Annotated in this window: 24 protein-coding genes; 8 read left to right on the top strand and 16 right to left on the bottom strand. The window is 72.2% G+C overall.

Annotated elements, in window-relative coordinates; genetic code table 11:
* Nucleotides 1-24: 24 nt before the first annotated feature.
* Nucleotides 25-750, top strand: coding sequence for a TetR/AcrR family transcriptional regulator (locus ACH47Z_RS05985; protein WP_399070960.1), 726 nt, complete (start codon nucleotides 25-27; stop codon nucleotides 748-750).
* 5 nt (nucleotides 751-755) lie between these two features.
* Here ACH47Z_RS05985 and ACH47Z_RS05980 read toward each other — a convergent pair whose 3' ends face one another.
* Both ACH47Z_RS05980 and ACH47Z_RS05975 read right to left on the bottom strand, forming a co-directional pair.
* On the bottom strand, nucleotides 756-1106 hold the full coding sequence (locus ACH47Z_RS05980; RefSeq protein WP_399070958.1) for an ArsR/SmtB family transcription factor: 351 nt from the start codon (nucleotides 1104-1106) through the stop codon (nucleotides 756-758).
* Nucleotides 1107-1163: 57 nt separating this feature from the next.
* Nucleotides 1164-1841, bottom strand: coding sequence for an NADPH-dependent F420 reductase (locus ACH47Z_RS05975; RefSeq protein WP_399070956.1), 678 nt, complete (start codon nucleotides 1839-1841; stop codon nucleotides 1164-1166).
* A 74-nt stretch (nucleotides 1842-1915) separates the two neighbouring features.
* On the opposite strand from ACH47Z_RS05975, the gene ACH47Z_RS05970 reads away from it, so the two are divergent.
* Nucleotides 1916-2293, top strand: coding sequence for a winged helix-turn-helix transcriptional regulator (locus ACH47Z_RS05970; protein ID WP_399070954.1), 378 nt, complete (start codon nucleotides 1916-1918; stop codon nucleotides 2291-2293).
* 59 nt (nucleotides 2294-2352) lie between these two features.
* Complete coding sequence (ppk2, locus tag ACH47Z_RS05965) at nucleotides 2353-3156, top strand: polyphosphate kinase 2 (protein ID WP_399070952.1); 804 nt, start codon at nucleotides 2353-2355, stop codon at nucleotides 3154-3156.
* Nucleotides 3157-3161: 5 nt separating this feature from the next.
* On the opposite strand, the gene ACH47Z_RS05960 is transcribed toward ppk2, so the two are convergent.
* From ACH47Z_RS05960 to ACH47Z_RS05915, 10 genes are all read right to left on the bottom strand, one after another.
* A complete protein-coding gene (locus ACH47Z_RS05960; protein ID WP_399070950.1) occupies nucleotides 3162-3827 on the bottom strand; it encodes an NUDIX domain-containing protein in 666 nt (221 codons plus the stop codon).
* A complete protein-coding gene (locus tag ACH47Z_RS05955) occupies nucleotides 3824-4177 on the bottom strand; it encodes a DUF4406 domain-containing protein (protein WP_399071384.1) in 354 nt (117 codons plus the stop codon). The genes ACH47Z_RS05960 and ACH47Z_RS05955 overlap by 4 nt, the downstream gene beginning before the upstream one ends.
* Before the next feature lie 76 nt (nucleotides 4178-4253).
* Nucleotides 4254-5039, bottom strand: coding sequence for a DeoR/GlpR family DNA-binding transcription regulator (locus ACH47Z_RS05950; RefSeq protein ID WP_399070948.1), 786 nt, complete (start codon nucleotides 5037-5039; stop codon nucleotides 4254-4256).
* A 481-nt stretch (nucleotides 5040-5520) separates the two neighbouring features.
* Nucleotides 5521-5943: a hypothetical protein gene (locus ACH47Z_RS05945; RefSeq protein ID WP_399070946.1), complete on the bottom strand. Its 423-nt coding sequence runs from the start codon at nucleotides 5941-5943 to the stop codon at nucleotides 5521-5523.
* 23 nt (nucleotides 5944-5966) lie between these two features.
* The gene (locus ACH47Z_RS05940) at nucleotides 5967-6755 is read right to left on the bottom strand and encodes a DUF6596 domain-containing protein (protein ID WP_399070944.1); all 789 of its coding nucleotides are present in this window, start codon (nucleotides 6753-6755) and stop codon (nucleotides 5967-5969) included.
* A 37-nt stretch (nucleotides 6756-6792) separates the two neighbouring features.
* The gene (locus tag ACH47Z_RS05935; protein WP_399070942.1) at nucleotides 6793-8085 is read right to left on the bottom strand and encodes an FAD-dependent oxidoreductase; all 1293 of its coding nucleotides are present in this window, start codon (nucleotides 8083-8085) and stop codon (nucleotides 6793-6795) included.
* A 65-nt stretch (nucleotides 8086-8150) separates the two neighbouring features.
* Nucleotides 8151-9341, bottom strand: a complete 1191-nt coding sequence (locus ACH47Z_RS05930) for an XdhC family protein (RefSeq protein ID WP_399070941.1) — start codon at nucleotides 9339-9341, stop codon at nucleotides 8151-8153.
* Nucleotides 9334-11472: a xanthine dehydrogenase family protein molybdopterin-binding subunit gene (locus ACH47Z_RS05925; protein ID WP_399070939.1), complete on the bottom strand. Its 2139-nt coding sequence runs from the start codon at nucleotides 11470-11472 to the stop codon at nucleotides 9334-9336. Before ACH47Z_RS05925 ends, ACH47Z_RS05930 begins: the two co-directional genes overlap by 8 nt.
* On the bottom strand, nucleotides 11469-12461 hold the full coding sequence (locus tag ACH47Z_RS05920) for an FAD binding domain-containing protein (protein WP_399070937.1): 993 nt from the start codon (nucleotides 12459-12461) through the stop codon (nucleotides 11469-11471). The genes ACH47Z_RS05925 and ACH47Z_RS05920 overlap by 4 nt, the downstream gene beginning before the upstream one ends.
* Nucleotides 12458-13015, bottom strand: a complete 558-nt coding sequence (locus ACH47Z_RS05915) for a (2Fe-2S)-binding protein (protein WP_399070935.1) — start codon at nucleotides 13013-13015, stop codon at nucleotides 12458-12460. Before ACH47Z_RS05915 ends, ACH47Z_RS05920 begins: the two co-directional genes overlap by 4 nt.
* A 271-nt stretch (nucleotides 13016-13286) precedes the next feature.
* Here ACH47Z_RS05915 and ACH47Z_RS05910 point away from each other — a divergent pair, with 271 nt between their 5' ends.
* Both ACH47Z_RS05910 and ACH47Z_RS05905 read left to right on the top strand, forming a co-directional pair.
* The gene (locus tag ACH47Z_RS05910) at nucleotides 13287-13865 is read left to right on the top strand and encodes a TetR/AcrR family transcriptional regulator (RefSeq protein ID WP_399070933.1); all 579 of its coding nucleotides are present in this window, start codon (nucleotides 13287-13289) and stop codon (nucleotides 13863-13865) included.
* Between the two features lie 227 nt (nucleotides 13866-14092).
* Nucleotides 14093-14926 carry an SDR family NAD(P)-dependent oxidoreductase gene (locus tag ACH47Z_RS05905; RefSeq protein ID WP_399070931.1) on the top strand — a complete coding sequence of 278 codons (834 nt, stop codon included), beginning with the start codon at nucleotides 14093-14095 and terminating at the stop codon, nucleotides 14924-14926.
* 52 nt (nucleotides 14927-14978) lie between these two features.
* Here the strand turns inward: ACH47Z_RS05905 and ACH47Z_RS05900 are convergent, their stop codons facing one another.
* Nucleotides 14979-15563: a TetR/AcrR family transcriptional regulator gene (locus ACH47Z_RS05900; protein WP_399070928.1), complete on the bottom strand. Its 585-nt coding sequence runs from the start codon at nucleotides 15561-15563 to the stop codon at nucleotides 14979-14981.
* A gap of 136 nt (nucleotides 15564-15699) precedes the next feature.
* Between ACH47Z_RS05900 and ACH47Z_RS05895 the strand changes: the two genes are divergently transcribed.
* Both ACH47Z_RS05895 and ACH47Z_RS05890 read left to right on the top strand, forming a co-directional pair.
* Nucleotides 15700-16554: a class I SAM-dependent methyltransferase gene (locus ACH47Z_RS05895; RefSeq protein ID WP_399070927.1), complete on the top strand. Its 855-nt coding sequence runs from the start codon at nucleotides 15700-15702 to the stop codon at nucleotides 16552-16554.
* Between the two features lie 78 nt (nucleotides 16555-16632).
* Nucleotides 16633-18003, top strand: a complete 1371-nt coding sequence (locus tag ACH47Z_RS05890; protein ID WP_399070925.1) for a Fic family protein — start codon at nucleotides 16633-16635, stop codon at nucleotides 18001-18003.
* Here ACH47Z_RS05890 and denD read toward each other — a convergent pair.
* Nucleotides 17993-19024: a D-erythronate dehydrogenase gene (gene denD, locus ACH47Z_RS05885; RefSeq protein WP_399070923.1), complete on the bottom strand. Its 1032-nt coding sequence runs from the start codon at nucleotides 19022-19024 to the stop codon at nucleotides 17993-17995. The genes ACH47Z_RS05890 and denD overlap by 11 nt on opposite strands.
* A gap of 207 nt (nucleotides 19025-19231) precedes the next feature.
* On the opposite strand from denD, the gene ACH47Z_RS05880 reads away from it, so the two are divergent.
* Complete coding sequence (locus tag ACH47Z_RS05880) at nucleotides 19232-19927, top strand: alpha/beta hydrolase (protein WP_399070921.1); 696 nt, start codon at nucleotides 19232-19234, stop codon at nucleotides 19925-19927.
* Nucleotides 19928-19968: 41 nt separating this feature from the next.
* Here ACH47Z_RS05880 and ACH47Z_RS05875 read toward each other — a convergent pair whose 3' ends face one another.
* Together ACH47Z_RS05875 and ACH47Z_RS05870 are read right to left on the bottom strand one after the other, a co-directional pair.
* Nucleotides 19969-21186 (bottom strand): alginate lyase family protein, encoded by a 1218-nt coding sequence (locus ACH47Z_RS05875; RefSeq protein ID WP_399070918.1) that lies wholly within the window; start codon nucleotides 21184-21186, stop codon nucleotides 19969-19971.
* A 124-nt stretch (nucleotides 21187-21310) separates the two neighbouring features.
* Entirely contained in the window at nucleotides 21311-21790 is a 480-nt protein-coding gene (locus tag ACH47Z_RS05870) for a MarR family winged helix-turn-helix transcriptional regulator (protein ID WP_399070916.1), read from the bottom strand.
* Nucleotides 21791-21858: the final 68 nt, after the last annotated feature.

Here is a 21858-nt window from a genome sequence, read left to right as displayed (position 1 = left end):
TGGGCGGCGCAGGAGGCGGGCGACGTGGCGAAGCAGGTGGTGCCGGAGACGGCACGTCGTCGGCGGCGGCCCACGCGCACGGGCACCGTGCTGTCCGAGGCGATCATCGTGGACACCGCCCTGCGGGTGCTGCGCGAGCACGGCAGCACCGGGCTGACGGCCCGCCGTCTGGGGGCGGCCCTGGGCGCCGATCCCAGCACCCTGTACCGCTACTTCGGCGGGATGGACGATCTGACCCGGGCCATCGGGGACGAGCTGATGGGCCGGGCGCTCGGCAGCTGGACGGCCACCGGGGACTGGCGCACGGACCTACGCGCCCTGGGCCGGGCCATCCACGCCGCCTACCTCGCCCACCCCCAGGCCGCCCTGCTCACCGCCAGCCGGGTCACCGGCCGGCCGCGCGAGATCGCGGTGGACGAGACCATCCTCGGCATCCTGCGCGGCGCCGGGCTGCCCGACCCGGTGGCCGTGCGCGTCTACCACGCGTTCATCGACCAGAGTCTCGCCTTCGCCGCCCTCGACGCCGGCTCCCTGGCCCTGGCGGACGAGGCGCGTGCGCAGGACGAGGAGATGTGGCACACCGCGTACGCCCGGCTGCCCGCCGAGTCCCACCCCAACATCGCCGCCACGGCCCAGCTCCTCGCCCGGCGCATGCCGCACAGTGCCTATCCGGCCGCGCTGGAGATGCTGCTGGAACACACCGCCGCGCAGGTGCCCGTGAGGTCGAAGGTGCGGTCGACGAGAGAGTGAGGACCTCAGGCCCCGCCCGCCTCCCCCTCCGCGGCGGAGGCGGCCAGCACGGCCGACAGCAGACCGGGGAACCGCTGCTCCATCTCGTCCGTGCGCAGGGTGTTCAACTTCGTCGTCCCCACGTAGTACTGGCGGATCACGCCCGCCTCGCGCAGCACGTTGAAGTGGTGGGTCAGCGTCGACAGCGACACCGGCGCCTCGAACGTGCCGCAGCTCATGTCCTCGCCCGCCCGGTCCAGCTGGGACACCACCAGCCGCCGCACCGGGTCCACGAGCGCCTCCAGGACCTGCTGCAGGGACACCTCCGACAGGTCGGGGTGCTCCACTGTCCGTGCGGCGGTGCGGGGGCGGGCCACGGTGACTCCTCGGGGTGGCTTCGATACGGTCAGGCCATAATACGACCGCCATCGAAACTACGGTGCGCCGCCGCCCTCCGTCTCCGGGTGGCCGGGGCCGGTCGCGTAGGCCAGTGGCGGGGCGATCGCCTGGGCGTCCGCCCCCTCGCCGACCCACAGCCCGATGAACAGCGCGGCGGTCGCTTCCAGGAGCCCGGCGCGTTCGAGACCACCGCCGGCCACGGGTGCGCAGCCGACGTCCCGCACCAGCTCGCGGACGCGTGCGAGGGCCGTCTCGTCGTCGCCGCAGACCGGAACGGCCAGCGGCCTGCCGTCGAAGACGGGCGGGCGCATGCGCCACACGTCCTCGTGGCAGAGGTTGAAGGCCTTGACCACATGGGCTCCCGGTGCTGCCGCGGCCAGTCGCCGGGCCGCCGAGGGTCCGCCCTCCGTCAGCAGCCGGAAGCCCGGCCCGACCGGGTTGGAACAGTCCAGCAGCACCTTGCCGTCCAGGGCCGCGCGCAACTCCCGTACCACCTCCGCTCCCGCCCCGAAGGGCAGCGCGGCCAGCACCACGTCGCCGTACTCGGCCGCCGCACGCAGCCCGGCGGGCTTCGTACCGCCTCCGACGCGCGACGCAAGCCGCTCCGCCCTGTGCGGGTCCCGTCCCCCGATGGTCACCTCGTGCCCGGCCCGCGCCCAGTGGGTGGCGAGCGCGTCGGCCATGTTGCCCGTGCCCAGTACACCGATCCTCATCACACGTTCCCTCTCCGCGTCGGCTTCGACCGTTCACTCCGACGCTAGGGGGCCCGTCGGGCACCATGTGGTACGTGACGACCGACGCCTTCCTCGCCGACTGCCGCGCCCGACTCGCCTTCGATCTGCTCTCCAACACCTGGAACGCCGTGGTGCTCTGGGCGCTGCGCGACGGCCCCATGCGTCCGGTCGAACTCCGGGAGCGGATCGGAGGCATCAGCTCCAAGGTCCTCACCGAGACGCTACGGCGCCTGCAGTTCAACGGCCTGGTCGAGCGGCACGCCCACCCCGGGGCACCCCCACGGGTCGAGTACGAGCTCACCGCGCTGGGCCGGACCCTGCTGGCCCCCATCGACGCCTTCGGCGCCTGGGCCTTCGAGTACGGCGACGAGGTCATGGCGGCCCAGGAAGCGGCGTGCTCCGCCGACGGGGACCGACCGTTCACGCCGTAGGAGTACGCCGCGCCTGCGCTGAACCAGCCGGAAGGCGGTGCCGAGGGGACAATGGGACCATGAAGGACAAGAACCCGGAGACGCTGCCGCGCAAGACGTACGAAGCCGAACTGCTGCGTCTGCAGACCGAGTTGGTGAAACTGCAGGAGTGGGTGCGGGCCGAGGGCGCCCGGCTGGTGGTGGTCTTCGAGGGGCGGGACGCGGCCGGCAAGGGCGGCGCCATCCGGCGGGTCACCGAATATCTCAACCCTCGTGTCGCCAGGATCGCGGCGTTGCCCAAGCCGACGGAACGCGAGCGCACCCAGTGGTACTTCCAGCGGTACGTCGAGCGTCTGCCCGCCGCCGGGGAGATCGTCCTCTTCGACAGGTCCTGGTACAACCGGGCCGGGGTCGAGCGCGTCATGGGTTTCTGCACCAAGGAGGAACACCAACTGTTCCTGCGGCAGTGCCCGATCTTCGAGCGGATGCTGGTCGAGGACGGGATCCTGCTGCGCAAGTACTGGTTCTCGGTGAGCGACGCGGTACAGCTGGAGCGGTTCCGGCGGCGCCTGGAGGATCCCCTGCGGCGCTGGAAACTGTCGCCGATGGACCTGGAGTCGATCACGCGTTGGGAGGAGTACTCCCGGGCGAAGGACGACATGATGGTGCACACCGACATCGCGGAGGCACCCTGGTACGTCGTCGAGAGCGACGACAAGCGACGTGCGCGGCTGAACATGATGGCCCACCTGCTGGCGTCCGTCCCCTACCACGAGGTACCGCCACCGGTGCTGGAGCTCCCCGAGCCGCCGCCGTCCACGGGCTACGAGCGACCGCCGCGTGATCTGCAGACCTACGTCCCCGACCACACGGCGCAGCTCTGAACCGGTCAGGCGAGGCCGTCGGGGCGGAAGGGGCCGTGGAGGGCGGCCCATTGGAGCAGGACGACGGTCTTGGCGTCCGCGATGGCGCCGCTGCGGATCATGGCGAGGGCGTCGGTGAAGCGCAGTTCCACGGTGGTGATGTCCTCCCCCTCGGCCGCGACACCGTGCGTGGCCTGCGGGGCGGGGGCGTCGTAGGGGGCCGCGTAGAAGTGCAGGCGTTCGGTGACCGAGCCGGGGCTCATGTAGAGGTCGAAGAGGTGCTCGGGGGTGCCGATGTCGTGTCCGGTCTCCTCCGCGGCCTCGCGGCGGATCGCGTCCACGGGGCTGTCCCCGTCCAGCAGTCCGGCGGCGGTCTCGAGCAGCATGCCGTCGGGGTGTCCGTTGACGTAGGCGGGAAAGCGGAACTGACGGGTGAGCAGGACGGTGCGGCGTTCGGCGTTGTACAGCAGGATCGTGGCGCCGTCGCCACGGTCGTAGGTCTCGCGTTGCTGACGGCTCCAGTGTCCGTCGCTGTGCTGGTAGTCGAAGGTGGTCTTGCGCAGGACGTACCAGTCGCAGGACAGCACCTCGACCTCGCGCACGCGCACCCGGGGGTTGCCGGTCAGATCGCGGCCCTGCTGGTCGAGGCGGGTACGGCCGCGGCGGTCGGGGGTGTCGAGGCCGGCGGTCATCGGGCGGCCGGGATGTCGGCGAGGCGGGCGTAGACGGCCTTGCCGGCGGCGCGGGCCTGGTCGGTCATCCGGTCCGCGCCCTCGGACGGCCCGCCGATGCGCAGCACCGCGTCGCAGCGCGCGAGGAGCCGCTCGGCGGCGGGATGGAAGATCTCCTGGAAGAGCGCGTCACCGGGCCCGGTGCTGCCCGCGCTCTCCAGGAGCGGCAGCGCGAGGGCTTCGCCGGTGACGGGCAGGTGTCCGGCACGGAAGAGGTCGAGCGCGACGTCGTTCATCGCGCGGACATTGGCCTTCAGCAGGGCGGGGTCGTCGCTCGTACCGGAGCGGTAGGGCCCGGCGACGAGGATCATCAACGGGCGGGGTGTGGTGGTCACGGTGAATCAACTCCCCAGGGAAACACGGTAATCGGAGGCTGTAGAGGGACGGTCAGGCGAGCAGCGTCTCGACGCCGGCGTCGCGCAGCGCGTCCAGCGTGGCGGGGCCACCGGGGTGGGTGGCCGGGTCGGTGGCGGCGGTGTCGGTGACGAAGGCGTGTACGGCGTCGAGCGGGGCGACCTGGCTGAAGGCCCGTACGCCCAGCTTGGTGGCGTCGGCGACCGCGATCACACGGCCGGCCTGGGCGAGCCCGGCCTGTTTGACGGCGGCGTCGTCCAGCGAGAACTCCGACCAGCCGTGCTCGGCGTGCACGCCGCCGATGGACATCACGAAGCAGTCGAACGCGAGGGTCTCCAGGGTGCGCAGCGCCAGCGGTCCGACCAAGGACCGCTCGCCGGGGCGGGACAGGCCCCCGACCACCAGCAGCTCGATCCCCGGCCGGTCGGCGAGCCGTACGGCGGCCTGCAGGCTCAGCACCGCGACGGTGAGCGGGGCCCGTGCCGCCAGGTGTTCGGCGACGTGCACGGTCGTGGTCCCGGCGTCGAGCAACACCCGCGAGCCCGGCTCCACGAGCCCGGCGACGGCCGCCCCGAGCCTGTCCTTGGTGGCGGCCTGCCAGCCCTCCCGGACGGAGAACCCGGCAGCGCCGTCATGCGCACGCACGGCGACGGCACCACCGTGCACCCGGCGCACCAGGCCCTGGCGCTCCAGCGCGTCCAGGTCCCGGCGCACGGTCATCTCCGACACGCCCAGGCGCTGGGAGAGCTCCGACACGGAGACCCGGTCGGAGCCCTGCACCAACCGCAGGGTCAGGTCCAAACGACTGGCGACACCCATGGCAGATTTCTAACACAGCGGAGTGCGAATGAACACTGATATGTGCGAGCCCGTACAGGAATGACTGCCGACGCACGGTGGGACATAAGAGCAAGCGGCACTTGCCGCATTGCGCAATAATTAAATCCGACGAGGGTGACCTCGGCATCGGGGGAAGGAAGTGCGTTCATGCCACGCGGGGACATGCAGCGAGTACGCGATGCGAATCTGCGACTGGGCGCTGCCGTGGCCGAGATCGAGGGACTCTACTCGGCGTTATTGAGGGCAGGTTCCTCCGAACGGCGCCAACGGCTTCAGGCGGAACTGGCGCACGCCGCCGCCCGTCTCGCCACCCTGGCAGCCCTCCCGACACAGACACGCCCCCTGCCCACCGTCGCGCGCCGCTCCCGATGGGCACGACGGCGGGCCCTGGCCGAACGCGGCGCCGCGTGGATCACGGCACGGTTCGGACAGAACCTGCGCTGAGGGGACGTCATCCAGTTCACAGGGCGATCGGGCGGTGTCCGAGGGCTCTGTCGGTGATCTGCTCGGCCGAGGCGTTTCGCAGGTCGGCCGGAGGGTGCAAGAGCAGGCCGCCGCCCCGGGGATGCGGCACGTTGGCTTCGAGGAGCCGTAGGTGGTGGTCGCTCTCCGGGGTGCCGGCGAGGAGCCTGCGGACGATCTCGACCAGTTCGTCCCGGGTGATGTCCGCGATCCGGGGCCGGGCCGGCCGAGCGGCCTCCCGCGCGAAGTCGGCCAGGTCCCGGCTGCCGTGGTACCCGGCGAAGTCGAGAGCCGCGTAGCCGTGGCCGGTCCGCGCGTTGAACGCCCTGATCTCCTCGTCCGCGCTCTCGGTCCCGCGCAGCACCAGGTCGGCGATCCGCGAGATCTCACGCCCCAGTTCGTCCACGCGCTCGTCGCTCACCGACGGGGGCATCAGTTCCGCTCTCAGTGAGGGGTCGACGGCCAGCAACATGCCGTAGAGCCGTAGGAGTTGGGGCCAGTCGGTCTCCTTCCAGCTGGGCGCCTCGCAGTGCACGGCGGCGATGGCGGCCTCGATCTGCCAGGGGCCGGGCCTGTCGAACACGGCCGCCCGCTCGATGAGGGCGGATGCGCTGCGGATCCGCTGCGCAGGACGAGCCGTCCGTCGGTGTCCAGGCGGCCGGGCCGGCGGGCCGCGTGCAGGCGGATCAGGGCCAGCGGGCCGAGTGGCTCCGGCTCCTGGGGCAGGGCGCCGGCAAGAAGCGCGGCGAGCCGTTCCGCGTCGTCGATCAACGCGCGCCGTACCCCCAGGTCTGCCCCGGTGGTGAAGCAGCCCTCGTTGAAGAGCAGGTACGCGCATGCACCAGGAACGCGCGCGATCTCTGCGGTGGTCAGGCCCACCACCGCGCGCAGGGTCAGGGCGACCTGGGCGTCCGCGTCCAGCGCGGGAGGGCAGCAGGTGCTCGGCCGGGGCCGCAAAACCTCCACGACGGCCTCGCCGACCATCTCCTCGGCCAGGTCGAAGTCGCCCGGGAGCCGGACCAGGCCGGCGGTCAGCCGGCCCGCCTCCTCGCGGATGAGCCGCTCGATCAGCGACCGGGTGTCCCGGGCGCCGGCCGGGTCAGCGCTCGTCAATCGGACGCACCTCCACCCAGCCGTCGGGCACCGGGAGCTCGCCGCCGGTTTCAGGGCGGCGTCCAGGTCCGGCACCTCGACGATGGTGCCGTCGGCGCGGTGCTTCGCGAACCGTTCCACGATCCCGCCGTACACCGCCCCGGCAGTTTCCGCGGTTTCAGGGAGACGCCTTGGCCGCAGGGCCTTTCTCGCCGAGCGGCGCGGTGGCTGACGGCATTCGGCGGACCGCCGCCTCAGGTGGCCGTTCCCTGAGGGCGCCGTAGGCCACGAAGTACGCGGGGATCCGACGGATCCAGCGCGACTCGGCGACCAGGCGTGCCACGCGCTGGGCCCGGTCCGCGCTGCCGAGCGGTGGCCGGCCCTGCAGGACGGGGGCGATGACCCGGGCGTGGGCCGCCCGCTGGAGGGCCTGGGTGACGACCGTGGTCGGACGGCGGCGGCGCTGCACGCGGCGTACGTCGCGCAGGCCCACGGTCCCCCGGCGCAGCGGCACGGTGAGACAGCGGGCGGCGGCCACGGCGTCCTGCACCGCGAGGTTGATGCCGATGCCGAAGACCGGGGACATGGCGTGCGCGGCGTCGCCGATGCACAGCAGACCGGGTCGGTGCCAGCGGCGCAGCCGGTCCAGGCGTACGTCGAGGAGCTTGACGTCGTCCCACGAGCGCAGGGCGTGCGCGCGGTCGGCCATCCAGGGCGCGGCAGCCGTGAACTCGGCCAGGAATCGGTCGAGGCCGGCGGCGCGGCGCCGACTGTCCGTGCCCTTGGGGATGAGTCCGGCGCACTGCCAGTAGTCACCGCGGTCGATCATCGCGGTGAGGAAGCGGTCACCGGCGGCGCCGACGAGTCCCTGGGGGTCGCCTTCCCGGCGCGGCAGCCGGAACCACCAGGCGTCCATCGGGCAGGCGAAGCTGCGCAGTCGCAGTTCGGGCCGGGAGCGGGCCAGGGAGCCGCGGCCGTCGCAGGCGACGGTGAGGAGGGCGCGCAGCTCGCCGGTGCGGCCGTCGGAGGTGCGGTAGCGCACCCCGGTCACGCGTCCGGATTCGACCAGGAAGGAGGTCGCCTCCGTGTTCATCCGCAGGTGGAAGGACGGCTCGCGGGCGGCCTCGTCCGCGAGCAGGTCCAGCAGGTCCCACTGGGGCACCATCGCGACGTAGTTGTAGGGACCGGGCAGCACGGAGAGGTCCGCGACCGTGACCGTCGAGCGGCCGGGTCCGACCGGCAGCTGCACGGTGCGGACCCGGCGTTGCGGCAGCCGGGCGAAGCGCTCGGCCAGACCGAGTTCGTCCAGCAGCGCCAGGGTGGAGGGGTGGACGGTGTCGCCGCGGAAGTCGCGCAGGAAGTCGCCGTGCTTCTCCAGGACCGTCACGTCGATGCCGGACCGGGCCAGCAGCAGGGCGAACACCATGCCCGCGGGGCCGCCGCCGACGACGCAGCACGTGGTCTGTTCCATGGGCAGTCCTGCCCTTCGCAAGAGCACTGAGCAGTAATTCATCGGTCGATGAATATTCTACTCCTTCAGGCCGCTGCCCGCCTCCCTCTTTCTCGGCCGTCATGTTCTCGGCCGTCGTGATGGATCGGAGTCTTCGCACCGGTGAGCGGGAGGCCCGTCCCGCCCCGCCGGAGAGCGACGATCTCCGCCGCGATCGACAGCGCCGTCTCCTCCGGCGTCCGGGCACCGAGGTCGAGGCCGATCGGTGAGCGCAGTCGGGCCAGCTCCGCCTCGGTCACGCCCTCCGACCGCAGCCGCCGGGCCCGGTCCTCGTGGGTGCGGCGCGAGCCCATCGCGCCGATGAACGCCGCCGGCATCCGCAGGGCCGCCGTCAGCAGGGGTACGTCGAACTTCGCGTCGTGGGTGAGCACGCACAGCACCGTTCGGGTGTCGGTCCCGGTGCGCCGAAGGTAGCGGTGCGGCCAGTCGACGACGACCTCGTCGGCCTCGGGAAAGCGGTCTTGCGTGGCGAAGACCGGGCGGGCGTCGCAGACGGTCACGTGATACCCGAGGAACGTGCCGGCCCGCACCAGCGCCGCGGCGAAGTCGACGGCGCCGAAGACAATCATGCGCGGGGGCGGCACGTTCGACTCGACCAGCAGGGTGAGACCGCCGGGGCAGTACGAGCCTCCCCCAGACTCCGTCCGGGGGGACCCCCGTCTCGCTGCGCTCGCCGACAGGTCCACCGTGCCGGTACGGCCCGCCTCCAGCAGGGCGCGGGCCTCGGCCGCCGCCACCCGGTCCAGGTCCGGATGGCCGCCGAGACCGCCCTCGTACGTACCGTCGGGCCGGACCAGCAGGGCGCGCCCGAGGAGTTCGGCCGGGCCGCGGGCGACCCGGGCGAGGGCGGCCGGTTCGCGCCGGGCGCCGGCCGACAGGGCCGACGCCAGAACCGTCACCGCCGGGCCGGTCACCGGCGTGATCAGTACGTCGATCGTCCCGCCGCAGGTCAGCCCCACGGCGAAGGCGTCCTCGTCGCTGTACCCGAACCGTTCGAGCACGCTCTGCCCGGTCCGCAGCGCCTCGCGGCACAGGTCGTACACCGCGCCCTCCACACAGCCGCCGGAGACCGAGCCGATGACGGTGCCCGCGCCGTCGACGGCGAGGGCGGCGCCGGGTCCGCGCGGCGCGCTGCCGCCGACGGCCACCACGGTCGCTACGGCGAACTCCCGGCCCTCCTCGATCCAGCCGGTCAACTCCTCGGCCAGGTCAAGCATCCGGCGCCTCCGCTGCGGCCGACAGCACCCGGTCCGGCCGGATGGGCAGGCTGCGGTGGCGTACGCCGGTCGCGTGCCAGACCGCGTTGGCGATGGCGGCCGCGGCGCCGACGATGCCCACCTCGCCGATGCCCTTGATGCCGACCGGGTCGTCGGGATCGGTGTCGTCGATCCAGTCGGCCTCGATGCGGGGCACGTCGGCGTGGGTCGCCACGTGGTAGCCCGCGAGGTCGGCGCCCACATGGCCGCCCGACTCGAGGTCCCGGACCGCCTCCTCGTGCAGGGCCATGGAGATGCCCCAGATCATGCCGCCCAGCAACTGCCCTCGTGCGGTGAGCGGGTTGACGATCCGGCCCGCCGCGAAGATGCCGAGCATGCGCCGCACCCGCACCTCGCCGGTGTCGGCGTCCACGGCGACCTCGGCGAACTGCGCCCCGAAGGAGTGCCGTTCGGCGGCGGCGAGAGCCCCGACGGCCGCGGTGGAGTCCGAGCGCACCGTGATTCCCTCGGGCGGGATGGCGGTGCCCAGGGCCAGACGCTCCAGCAGCTCACCCGCCGCGATCCCGATGGCCCAGGCCCAGGAGCGGGTGCCCATGGAACCGCCCGCGATCATCGCCGGGCCGAAGTCGCTGTCGCCGATGCGCACATGGACGCGGTCGGGAGAGGTCCGCAGCGCGTCGGCGGCGACCAGGGTGAGTGCGGTACGGGCGCCGGTGCCGATGTCGGCCGCGGAGATCCGGACGGTGAAGGTGCCGTCCGGGTGCGCGGTCGCGCTCGCGGTGGACGGTTGGGCACCCGCCGGGAAGGAGGCCGCCGCCGTGCCCGTACCGAGCAGCCAGCGGCCGTCCCGGCGCATCCCGGGGCGCGGGTCCCGGTCCGCCCAGCCGAACCTGCGGGCGCCCGCACGGAAGCAGGCTGCCAGGTTACGGCCGGCGAACGGCAGGCCGGAGACGGGGCCCTTGTCGGGTTCGTTGCGCAGGCGCAGCTCGATCGGGTCGATCCCGCACTTCTCGGCGAGTTCGTCCAGCGCGGCCTCCAGCGCGAACGACCCCGGCGCCTCGCCCGGCCCCCGCATGAACGTCGGAGTCGGTACGTCGAGCCGTACGACGCGGTTGGCGGTGTGGTGGGCGTCCGCGTCGTACATCACCCGGGCCACCCCGGCGCTCGGCTCGACGAACTCGTACACGGTGGAGGTGAGGCTGAGCGAGCGGTGCTCCAGGGCGCGCAGGTGTCCGTCGGCGTCGGCGCCGAGCCTGACGCGCTGGGCGGTGGGGCTGCGATAGCCGGCCAGCGAGAACATCTGACGCCGGGTCAGGACCACCCGTACCGGCCGCCGCAGGACGGTCGCGGCCATCACGGCGGCCACCTGGTGGGCGCGGACGCCCTTGCTGCCGAAGCCGCCGCCGACGTGTTCGGAGCGTACGTGCACCGAGGCCGGGTCGAGCGTGAAGAGGTTGGCGAGTTCGCCGACGACCCAGGTGGCGCCCTGGTTGGAGTCGATCACTTCCAGGCGGCCCTCGTCCCAGCGGGCGGTCGCCGCATGGGGCTCCATCGGGTGGTGATGCTCTTCGGGGGTGGTGTACTCGGCGTCCACGACGACGGCCGAGGAGGCCAGTTGGGCGTCGAGGTCGCCCTTCTCCGTCACCGCGGGCATGTGCCCTTCCGCCGGGTGGGCGTCGGGGCGCTCGCCGCCGAACTCGACGTCGTGGGGCTCCTGTTCGTAGCGCACCACGAGCGCCTCGGCGGCCTCCCTGGCCTGCTCGGAGGTCTCGGCCACGACCAGCGCCACCGGCCAGCCCAGGTGCGGCACCCGATCGTGCTGGAAGACCGCGCAGGTCGGGTCCGGCCGCATGCCCAGCAGACCGGTGTAGTCGGTCTCGAGGCGCAGGGCGTTGCGGTGGTCCAGGACGGCGAGGACACCGGGCATGGCGAGGACGGGCTCGGTGTCGAGGGCGCGAATACGGCCGCGCGCGACGGTCGACAGCACGAGCAAGCCGTACGCGAGGTCGGCGAAGGGTACCTCTCCGGCGTAGCGGGCGGCTCCGGTGACCTTGTCCCGACCCTCGATACGGGTGTGTGCGGTGCCAACAGCGGGCGCCTGCAGGGCGGTTGTGGTGGTGAGGGTGCTCATCGTGCGGCCTCCTCGGCGAGTTCGGTCAGGACGGCCACGACGAGACCGCGGATCAGCTCCACCTTGTAGCCGTTGTGCGCCAGTGGCTGTGCCGCCGCCAACTCGGCGTCCGCCGCGGCGGCGTAGGTCTCCTCGCCGGCCGGCGCACCGGCCAGGACCCGCTCGGCCGCCGTGGCCCGCCACGGCCGGGAGGCCACGGCGCCGAAGGCCAGGCGGGCGTCCCGTACGACGCCGTCACGGACGTCGAGCGCGGCGGCGAGGGAGCCGAGGGCGAAGGCGTACGATGCACGCTCGCGCACCTTGCGATAGCGGGAGTTGGCGGCGACCGGGGCGGGCGGCAGCGTGACGTGGGTGATCAGCGCACCCGGCGGCAGGGCGGTCTCGCGGTGCGGGGTGTCCCCGACGGGCAGATAGAAGTCGGCGAGCGCCGACTCCCCCGGCCCGTCGGCCGTTTCGAAGTGGACGACGGCGTCGAAGGCGGTGAGGGCCACGGCCATGTCCGAGGGGTGTACGGCGACGCAGTGGCCGGACGCGCCCAGGATCGCGTGGTTGTGGTGTTCGCCCTCGATGGCGGGGCAACCGCTGCCGGGCGCACGCTTGTTGCAGGATTTGGTGACGTCGGTGAAGTAGCCGCAGCGGGTGCGCTGCAGCAGGTTCCCGCCGACCGTGGCCATGTTGCGCAGCTGTCCCGAGGCGCCCGCCAGCACCGCCTGCGTGAGCGCGGGGTAGCGGCGCCGGACCTCGGGGTGGGCGGCCAGGTCGCCGTTGGTGACGGTGGCCCCGATGCGCAGGCCGCCCTCGGGCGTCGACTCGACCTCGTCCAGCGGGAGTTCGCGGATGTCGATCAGCCGGGCAGGTCGCTCGACGCCGCTCTTCATGAGGTCGACGAGGTTGGTGCCGCCACCGAGGAAGCGGGTGTCCGGATCGGCGCCGAGCAGCGCGACGGCGCCGGCGACGTCGGAGGCCCGCTGATAGCCGAACTCCCTCATGCCGCAGCCTCCTTGGCCTCGTTCTCCCGGGCCTGTGCCGCGCGGGCCACCGCTTCCACGATCGAGACATAGGCGCCGCAGCGGCACAGGTTGCCGCTCATCCGCTCCCGGATCTCCTCGGCGGTCAGCGACGGCGGCCCCGCCCCGGGGCGGACGTCCTCGGTGGCGGCGCTCGGCCAGCCCGCCGCGTGTTCCTCGATGACCCCGATCGCCGAGCAGATCTGGCCCGGGGTGCAGTAGCCGCACTGGAAACCGTCCAGGTCGAGGAACGCCTGCTGGACGGGGTGCAGTGCGTCTCCGTCGGCCACGCCCTCGATGGTGGTGATCTCGCGGTTCTCGGCGGCCACGGCCAGTTGCAGGCAGGCGACCGCCCGGCGCCCGTCCAGCAGGACGGTACAGGCTCCGCATTGCCCCTGGTCACAGCCCTTCTTGGTGCCGGTGAGGTCGAGGCGCTCACGGAGTGCGTCGAGCAGGGTGGTGCGGTGGTCGACGGGCAGTGTGTGTTTCTCGCCGTTGATCTTCAAAGTGATGACACTGGACGTCGATGAGTCCATGAGCCGCTTCTTTCGCATGTACGGGACAGACGGAAAGGGTCCGGCGGCTGGGTACCGGACGGCGCCGCAAACGCGTCGTACGGACCCGCGCCACAGGGCGAAGCAAGGGTGCGGGATTCTGGGACCGGACAGGGCAGCCGGCGACTGCCGTAGGGCCGTGTCCGCAGCTATGGTGGACGTAACCGGACAGCTGTCCGTTACCTGGAAACGTAACGGACAGTTGTCCGGTTAGCAAGGGCGGGGTTCGGCCACGGACCCTCGAGGAGGACGAGTGCCCCAGCAGAAGGACTCACCCCGGCGCTCGGATGCGCAGCGCAACCGCGAGCGCATCCTGGAAGTGGCACTCGCCGAACTGTCGCGGCGCGCGGACGCCCCGCTGAGCACGATCGCCAGGAAGGCCGGGGTCGGGCAGGGCACGTTCTACCGCAACTTCCCCAACCGCGAATCACTGGTCCTCGAGATCTACCGCCACGAGACGCAGCAGGTCGCCGACCACGCGACCCACCTGCTCGAGACCCGGGCACCCGACGAGGCCCTGCGCGCCTGGATGGACCGGCTCGCCGAGTACGCCATGACCAAGGCCGGACTGGCCGAGGCGATACGGCAGGTCACCGGCGCCCCCGGGGGCCCGGCGAAACCGCCCCACACGCCGGTGACCGCCGCGGCGGAACTCCTGCTCCGCGCCAGCGAGGAAGCGGGCACCATCCGGTCCGGAGTCACCGCGGACGACTTCATCCTCGCCATCGCCGGCCTCTGGCAACTCGACCCCCACGACGACTGGCAGCCACGCGCCACCCGCCTCCTCGACCTGGTCATGGACGGCCTGCGCACGGGAGCGGCCGGCAGGTGAGCGCCGCGCGCGAGTGAAAGCTCGCTTTCGGTGGCGTGGTCGTGCTGACCACCGTGTGCGTGTTGTCGGCGCCCTGCGTGCACTCGGGCAGGGCGCTGTCTCCGGAACCGTCCGGCGCTCTCGAGAGCGTCCGGGCGGCCCTCCCTGGCCGGAAGTCGCCGACGCGCGAGCCGTCGGTCCTAGAGTCGGATGCTCCGGATGATCTCGACGGAGGGGGCCTGACTACCGTGGCGGACAAGCGAGTTGTCGTCGTGACCGGCGCAGGCACGGGCATCGGGGAGGCCACGGCCCGGCTGTTGCGTGAGGAGGGCCATCACGTGGTCGTCTCCGGTCGCCGCGCCGAACCCCTCCAACGCCTCGCGCAGGAGACCGGGGCTCTGGCCCACCCGTCGGATGTCGGGGAGCCCGAGGCGGCCGAGGGGCTCGTCCAGGCGGCCCTGACCGCGTACGGGCGGCTCGACGGGGTGGTCCTGAACGCGGGAATCGGGCGCGGCGGGGCTGTGGGGGACCTGTCTCTGCGGGACTGGGACGAGGTGCTGCGCATCAACGTCACCGGCCCGCTTCTGCTGTTGCGCGCGGCGATTCCGCATCTGCTGGAGGCCGGAGGCGCGGTGGTCGCCGTAGCCTCGGTGTCCGCCCTGCGCAACGGCACGAGCAACGCCCCGTACGCCACCTCCAAGGCGGCCCTGCTCCAGCTCTGCCGTTCCGTGGCCGTCGATTACGGGCGTCAGGGGGTGCGTGCCAACATCGTGTGCCCCGGCTGGGTCCGGACCGAGATGGCAGACCGGCGCATGGCGCGCTTCGCGGAAGTGGCGGACCTGCGGGACGGAGGCGTGGAGGCTGCCTACGCGGAGGCGACCCGGTTGCTGCCGCAGGGGCGACCGGGTGAGCCGCGCGAGGTCGCGGAGGCGATCGGCTGGCTGCTGTCCCCGGCGGCGTCGTACGTCAACGGAGCGGTGCTCACCGTGGACGGCGGTGCGACGGCCCTTGATCCCGGGACGCTCGCGTTCGACTTCCACGTCGCGCCGCGCGACGGGCACGATTCCACCGCTCCCCGGTGAGTGCCGTCGTCGCACGCAGGGCCGGTGCGGGTCGTACGGCCTCGGCGGTCGGCTAGCCGCCCACCAGCACGGTCACCAGGCGCGTCATGGCGGGTCCGGGATCGGGCGTGCCCGGCCAGCCGGTCATCAGCAGGTGGTGGGCGGTGCCGACGATGGCAAGGGCCACGGTGCCCGGGTCGACGGACTCCGCCACCCGGCCGAGCCGCTGTTCGGCCTGCAGATAGCCGGTGATGGCCCGCTGGATCGCGTCGAAGCCCAGCGCCCCGCCTTCCAGGGCCGCGCGGACCCGCAGCATGGTGCCGGGGCGGGCCATGGCGAGCCCCGATATCGCCAGGCCGCCGGAGTCGAACAGCGCACGGGCGACGGCATCGAGATTCCCCGTCACCGTGTTCTGCCCTGCCAGCTCCGAGAGCGACTCCGCCTGCGCGGCGGTCCGCGCGAAGCGGTTGAGGCAGAGCTCGGCCACGAACTCGTCCATCCCCGCGAAGTGCGTGTGCAGCAGCCCCTTGGCGCAGCCTGCCTCGGTGGTGACCGCCCGGCTGGTGAGGGCGCCGGGTCCCTGTCTCTCCACAACGCGCTCGGCGGCTGCGAACAACTGCTCGCGTACGTCCGGCGTCGCCACTCCGCGCGGTGACATGGCCCCTCTTCCCTTCCGTTCCCGCCGTCCGCACGGCGCGCAACTCCGGAGATGGTAACGGAGATTGCAGGTTTGGACACATGCCCATACAGTTTGGGCGTACGCCCATACCCTTCACCCATCGCAGGAGGCACCCGTGTCCGACGTCGCCAACACGGAGCAGGCACGCGCATGGAACGGCCCCGAGGGCACCCACTGGGCCCGCCACCAGGACCGCTGGAACGCCGTGAACGAGGGCTTCGACGAACCGCTGCTCGACGCGGCGGCCCTCACCGGGACCCATCGGATCCTGGACATCGGCTGCGGCTCCGGACAGACCACACGCCTCGCCGCACTCAGGGCGCCTCGTGGGCACGCACTGGGCCTCGACCTGTCCGCCCCCATGCTGGCCGAGGCGAGGGCCCGCGCGGAGCGGGAGGGCATCACCAACGTCTCCTTCACACAAGGCGACGCGCAGGTCCACCCCTTCGACGCGGGCGCGTTCGACGCGGCGATCAGTCGCTTCGGCGTGATCTTCTTCGCCGACCCCGTGGCCGCCTTCGCCAACATCGGCCGGGCACTGACGCCCGGCGGCCGCCTGGCCTTCGTCTGCCCGGCCGAGCCCGAGCGGAACGGCTGGGTGGTGGCCGTGAACTCGCTGCGCGCCATCCTGCCGGTCGGCGACCTCGGCCGACCGGGACTGCCCGGCATGTTCTCCCTGGCCGACCCGGACCGCATCCGCGAAGTCCTCACCGCGGCCGGTTACACCGCCGTCACCGTCAACCGGGCACAGGCGGACGGGGAATGGGGAGAGGGGGCCGAGGACGCGGCGGACTTCCTGCTCAACACCGGCCCCGGCCGCCACCTCATGGACCAGACCGACGCGCCCACACAGGCCCGCGCCCGCCGCACCCTGATCGACCATCTCCGTGCCCACGAGACGCCCGCCGGCACCGTCCTGCTCCGCAGCACCTCGTGGCTCGTCACGGCGGACCGCCCGACCGCCCCGTAGAACAGGCCCTGACCAAGTCCGCCGGCACCTCCGTTAACCATTTGCCAGGGGCCGGGGCGGACATGGCAGGCTCGCCCGGTGATACATGAGCTGAATCCTCGTCACCTGAGCTGGGACGAGGTGGACCCCGCTCGTCATCCCTTCGACAGCGCGGCGGCGGCGCGGGAGGTGCGCTCGCTCGGTCCGGCCCGGCGCGTGCCCGGCCGGCCGGATGTCCCCTTCGGTAGTCCGGCGATGAGCGCCTGGAGCTGGGGTGAGGGCAAGGTCTGGGCCGACGCCATGTCGTACGCCTTGGCGGAGCGCTACGGTCGCTGGGTCGTGGGCTGGCGCTGGGCACATGACGAAGGAGACTTCGACGGAGGTCCGGTCGGGAGCTGGTGCTGCCCGCAGCACTCGATCACCACGCCGGAGGAGACGCTCGAACGCGTCGTCGCGGCGCTGTGCGAGTGGCGGGCGTGGCTGGAGAGCCTCGCCGGGTGGTTCGCGGCGTACCCGCTGGAACTGGCCGGCATCGAGGATCAGCGGATCCTGTGGGAGTGCGCGGCACACAACCTGATCCTGCAGGTCGTCGACCGCACCGGCTGCGGCAGCGGCTGGTACGGGCACTGCCGGCAGGTGCTCGACTGGTTCCTCAGCCGCTGGGGAGTCGCCCCCGCCGCCGCACAGGACGCGATCGACCAGGCGATCGGCGGGCGGTTCCACAGCTGGACCGGCCCCGACACCGTACTGGTCCATGACATCGCGGAGCGGCTCGCGCGGACACTGCGGCCGGAGGACGGGGCAGGGCCCACCGAGCCGCCGGTGCGCGACCACTTGGAACAGTGGCTCGCCGTACGTGAGACCGTGGCCTGGCACGAAGCCCCGGCCGGAGGTGGGGACGGGCCGGTGACGCCGTCGCGCGACGGGGCGGCCGAGAACATCCGCGCCTTCGACGGCGCCCTGGACCCCGCCCGGGCCGAAGGCCTGCTCACCGCACTCGACCGGCTTCGCGCCGACGCGGCACACAGCGCCCCGCTCGACGTCGAGTTGCTCAGCGGCTGGCAGCAGTACGTCCTGGGGACGCCACAGCCGCCCGCGTTCCGCACCCTGCCCGCCTTCGCCAAGGGCGGCCGGGAGCGGTACGGCATCTCCCCGGGGACCCGTGCGCGCCTGGACGCCTGCCTGGCCGAGAGCGCCGAGGGCGACGGTTCGCTCCCCTTGACCGCCCGAGCCGCTCGCGCCTACCTCGACGTCTGCTTCTTCCACCCGTTCGACGACGGCAACGCCCGGTCCGCCTTCCTCGCCCTCGTCTTCGTCCTCGCCCGCGAAGGAGTGACGCTCCGCGACGTGGGCCTGCTCCGCCGTATCGCCTTCCACGCCGATGAGCCCAAGGACGCGCTGACCCTCACCCGGTACATCGACCTCCACCTCGCGGAGACCCGCCGCGGCGCCGCCTCCGTCAGCTCGTAGGTGCCGCCCCGAGGTCGAGGCGGACGGCGTCGGCGTGGTCGGTGAGGTAGTCCCGCACGAGCGACAGGAAGCCCGGGTCGGGTGCCAGGCCGAGTGCGGCGGCGCGCGTGTGGTCGAAGACGGCGGGCCAGGAGGCCACGATGGCCTCGACGGCGGGGTCCGGACTGATGGTCACCAGGTCGGCGACGGCGTCACCCGCCACCTGGCGCAGGGTGGCGAGCATGTCGGCGACCGACACCATGAGCGCGGGAAGGTTGACCGGCAACGGGCCGTCGAGACGTCCCGGCCCGGCGCCGCGCTCGGCCTCCGCGACGCGCAGGATCCCCTGGACCGTACGTCGTGGTGAGGCCAGGGCCACGCGCAGGTCGGGCCGCACCGGGCAGATCGCGGGGAGCCCTGCCAGGGGCTCGCGAATGATGCCGGAGAGGAAGCCGGAGGCGGCCGCGTTCGGTGTGCCGGGCCGCACCGAGACGGTCATCAGGCGGGCGACACGTCCGTCGACGAAACCGTGGCGGGTGTAGTCCGCGATGAGGTGTTCGCAGATGAGCTTCTGCGTCCCGTAACTCGACCGCGGCACGGGCAGGGTCGACTCGCTGACCGGCGAGGGCAGGGGCAGACCTGGGCCGGAGCCGTAGACGGCGAGGCTGCTGGAGAACACCACTCGCGGCACGGGTCCGCCGGTGGCCGCCTGTGCACGGGCGGCATCGAGCAGGGCGCGGGTGGTGTCCACGTTGACGCGCATACCGAGGTCGACATCGGCCTCGCACTCGGCCGACACGGCGGCGGCGAGATGGAACACCACATCGACCGGTTCCGCGAACACCTCGTCCAGGCGGTCGATCAGGTCGCCGTGCACGACGTCCACCAGCGGGTCGGCCGCCACGGACGCGTCGGGCGGTACGGCGCGGTCGGCGAGGACCAGTCGTTCGACCGGTATGCCGCCGAACGTCCGCGTCCGCAACAGGGTGGCCGCGAGCCGACGTCCCAGGAAGCCGAACGCACCGGTGATGACGACCCTCATGTGGCTCCTCCCGATCAACACCAGGGAACCACAAGGAGCGTCCCCGCTCCGCGGATCTGCCGTAAAGGGCACCCACGAACATTGCGGGGCAGGACAGCGCGTTCCCCGCGGACCGGGGCCGTCACCCGCCCGGGTCCGTCGTACCGAGCGTTCTGCTGTCGGCCGAGACGGTCGCGCCTCCCCCGGCACAGGCGACACCATCACCACATGGAACCGGTCTTCGTTCTCGTGCACAGTCCGTCCGTCGGTCCCTCGACCTGGCGTCCCGTCGCCGAACACCTGGTGGCGGCGGGACACCAGGTGCGGGTGCCCTCCTTGCTGCACATCGGCTCCGGTGCTCCGCCCTTCTGGCCCCGTGTCGTCGACGCGGTCCGCGCCGATCTACGGCAGGTCTCGGCCGGCAGCGCCGTCACGCTGGTGGCGCACAGCAACGCGGGCTTGTTCCTCCCGGTCATTCGCTCGGGTCTCGACCATCCCGTGACCGGCTCGGTCTTCGTGGACGCCGCTCTGCCGGCCCGGCGCGGACCGACCCCCGTCGCCGCACCCGACCTGCTGGACTTCCTCCGCCCGAAGGCCGTCAACGGCACGCTGCCGCGCTGGACCGACTGGTGGGACGAGGCCGACGTGGCGCCGATGTTCTCCGATCCGACGGTGCGGCAGACCGTCATCGAGGAACAGCCCGCCCTGCCCCTGTCCTACTACGAGCAGCACATCCCGGTCCCGGACGGCTGGGACGACCACCCTTGCTCCTACCTGCTGTTCGGGCCGCCGTACGACGGCCTCGCCGCCGAGGCGCGGGCACGCGGCTGGCGGGTGGCACATCTGCCCGGCGCGCACCTCCATCAGATCGTCGACCCGGCCGGCACGGCCCGCCATCTCGTCGAACTCGCCGCTACGGCGTGATCGGCCGCCGGTTCGGGCTCGGAACCGGACCGCTGCCACGGTCAGTTCGGGTTGTCACCGTCGGTGAGGGTCTCCCAGGCCACGAAGAGGTTGTTGGTGCCGGCCGGGCGGTTTCGCTCGGTCAGGGTCTGGGTGTTCGTCATGGCGATGCCCAGGCGGTTGTGCAGGGCGTTGTAGCCGACCTCGGTGACGGGGCCGAGGCCGAGCTTGAGGGAGCCGCCGCACAGCCAGCTCGGGACCGCGGCGCCCAGTTCGTACTTCGACTGGAAGCCGAGCGCCTGCCGCAGCCGTTCGCCGACGTCGGTGCCGTAGAGGTCCTGGCCCTGGATCCGGCTGGTCTCGGCAACATGCGAGATGGCGGAGATGCCGTATCCGGTGTGCGTGAAGTCGCGGCAGGTCTCCTGGGTGAGGCCGGTCACGAAGGTGGACTGGCCCTGCCAGTACGAGACGATCTTGTCCCGGGTGTTCAGGTTCTGGCTCGGCACGGTCTTCGGCAGGTCGCCGTCGGAGGAGAGGTACACGTAGGCGGCCGCGCGGGTGCGGAAGCGCGCCATGGCCGAGTCGTAGGAGACCTTGTCCTCGAGGAAGACGGAGATGCCGATGGCGGCCTCCATCATCGTCAGCTCCCAGTTCCCGTTGGAGTTGGAGCCGTTGATGACCTCGGGCAGATAGACGGTGCGGAGCAGGGTGGCGAACCGGCCGGCGTTGGCCCAGGTGCCGGTGTACGTGTGCGTGATGAGCTCGGCGGCCTTGGCCCAGGAGGCTCCCGCCCAGGCGGTCTGCAGGGGCGCGTTGCTGTTGGTGTGGTCCGTGAGCGTGGCGGACCAGGCGTCCATCAGCTCGATCGCCTTCTTCGCGTACCGGTCGTCCCGGGTGATGTACCAGGCGAGCGCGTCGGTGTACGCGGCGATGGCGTCCTCACGCTCGTCCGTGCAGCCGTAGTTGGGGTTGGAGTAGGGGCCGCACTCGACGACCGCCCGGGGCTTGGGAGTTCGGCCGAGGCTGGCGTACTGGCTGGCCATCATCTGGTCGTAGGCGCTCTTCCAGGGCTCGGCGCCCGCGAGCACCTTGCCGCGCGCGAAGTCGAGTTGGGCACGCGAGACGGTGACGCCCGGGTGGACGAAGGTGACGGGAGCGGCCGCTGCCCGCTGGGTGCCGGGCCAGGAGAGCAGGCCGGTGGCCAGCAGGGCGGCCGCCGCGGCGAGCGCGAGAGCGGATCGGGGGGACTTGCGACGACGTCGAGCGGGTATCTCCTGCATGAGACACGTCCTCGTATGTGAACAGCATGCGGCAGCTTGAACGTGGCGCTGACCGATGACCATAGGTACGGACCAAACACCCGTCAAGTAGCCGAGAAACGCAGGGCGTTCACAGCGGCACGACTTATCGCTCCCGCTCCTCCGCCACCGCCGCCTCATACGCCCGCAGGGTGTCGACGAAGAGGCGCCGTTGCGCCGGGGTCAGCGGGGTGAGGACGCGACGCCAGGCCTCGGCGCCGGGGGCGAGCCAGGCGGCGATCGCCTCGTGCTGGTCGGGGGCGATGGCCACGATCCGGCGGCGCCGGTCGGAGGGGTCCTCGCGCCGGTCCAGGATGCCTTTCTCACTGAGGTCCCCGACCATCAGGCTGACCGTGGTGGGCGCCACCTCCAGACGCGCCGCCAGGTCGTTGACCGTCATGGGGCCGTCGAACAACAGGTAGGAGAGCAGGGAGAGATGGCGAGGTGCCAGCGACTGTGACGCCAGGGTCTCGGGAACGGGAATGCGCTTCACCCGGCCGGCCATGCGCGGCATGAGCAACAGCAGTTCGCGGACGGCGGCGTCCACCTCTCCCGCTCCGGCCTCGCGCCGCACAGATCCGGCCATTCCGCACCCCTCGTTCTTTATCTTTGATGACAAAGGTGTTTTGCTTGCAAAGACACCAGCACCCGATC

This window comes from Streptomyces sp. NPDC020192, from assembly GCF_044388685.1.
GTDB lineage: Bacteria > Actinomycetota > Actinomycetes > Streptomycetales > Streptomycetaceae > Streptomyces.
This window is presented reverse-complemented; position numbering and strand designations above follow the sequence as displayed.